The following is a 1267-nucleotide window of genomic DNA, read 5'->3' on the forward strand; positions in this document are numbered from 1 at the left end:
CCGCCAGATTTCTTACGCCTGTTGACCGCCCTGCCCCTACCCTTTCTTGCCACTTAAAGCCTCCGCAAAACGCAAAAAGGCGCCAGCGCTCCGGCGCCCGACGCCCCATCTAAAACCAAACCAACAACCATTCCGCGCGGGATTAACCTCGGATAAAATCGGATCTAAATCTACATTTAAACTTTGCCCCCTTCGACAAGCTCAGGGTGAACAACCTTACAACCCTTCACCTTTCACCTTTCACCTTTCACGGTTCTATTCACCATTCACCATTCACCATTCACTGCCTTTTAGCATCCTCCAGCTGTTTCCTGAGCAGCGCCACCTCCTGGGCCAGCTGGTGGTTGCTTTCCGAAAGCCGCGACAGCGTGACAGAGTGGCCGATACAGACCAGCAGGAGGAACAGCACCCCGACCAGGAAGAGAAGCGACGGCGGATAGTAGATGCCGATGCTCAAGGCCACCTTTTCCAGCACGCTGCGCGAAACGGTCAGCAGCACGACCATCACGGAGGTGCACAGCCACAGCAGGGCGTACTTCTCCCGCAGGCGCCGCTCCCTGACCAGCCAGATCACGAAGCCGAAGACCACGGCTGCGAGCGCTAGAGAAACAAGTTTTGTCAGATCCATCTGCTAGGATTCCCCCACGAGCATCTTGCCACGCATGGCGTCCACCACCAGCGCAAGGGTCACCTTCAGCATGTAGTAGGCGGATTTTCTTCTGGTTATCGAGGAGTTTCCCGAAAGCCTTCCGCGCATCAGCACGGGAACCTCCACCACCCGCAGCCCGCTTCTGGCCGCGGTGACGATCGATTCGACCTCGGGATAGTCGTCGGTGTAGTAGCGGGAGAAGACCTGGATTGTTCTTTTACCGTAGCAGCGGAATCCGGAGGTCGGATCCTGGATCGCGTGCCCGGACAGTACCTTGATCAGGCAGTGGAAGATGCGGGAGCCGATCCAGCGCGTGATCCCCATCTTGTAGCCGCCCGGCAGGGTGCGTGAGCCGATCACGAGGTCCGCCTCGCCGCGCTTGACAAGGTCGATGATCTTGAAGATCTGGTCGGCCCGGTGTTGGCCGTCGCCGTCGAACTGGATGGCCATGTCGTAACCGCAATCGCGGGCGAACTTGAGCCCCGTCTGGACCGTGCCGCCGATGCCGAGGTTGAAAGGGTGCGAGATGACGTGAGCTCCCAGTCCTTTGGCGACAGCGGCAGTTTCGTCCGTCGAGCCGTCGTTGACCACCAGGATGTCCCCGCCGAAACAGCGCAG

Annotated in this window: 2 protein-coding genes; both read right to left on the reverse strand. The window is 59.1% G+C overall.

What is annotated here, in order from left to right; genetic code table 11:
• Positions 1–280 precede the first annotated feature (280 nt).
• Complete coding sequence (locus AC11W3_RS00495) at positions 281–628, reverse strand: DUF2304 domain-containing protein (RefSeq protein WP_484092301.1); 348 nt, start codon at positions 626–628, stop codon at positions 281–283.
• A gap of 3 nt (positions 629–631) precedes the next feature.
• Positions 632–1267: glycosyltransferase family 2 protein (locus tag AC11W3_RS00500; protein WP_484092302.1), on the reverse strand; the 636-nt coding region annotated here is incomplete at its 5' end.

This window comes from Geomonas sp. (assembly GCF_056994735.1).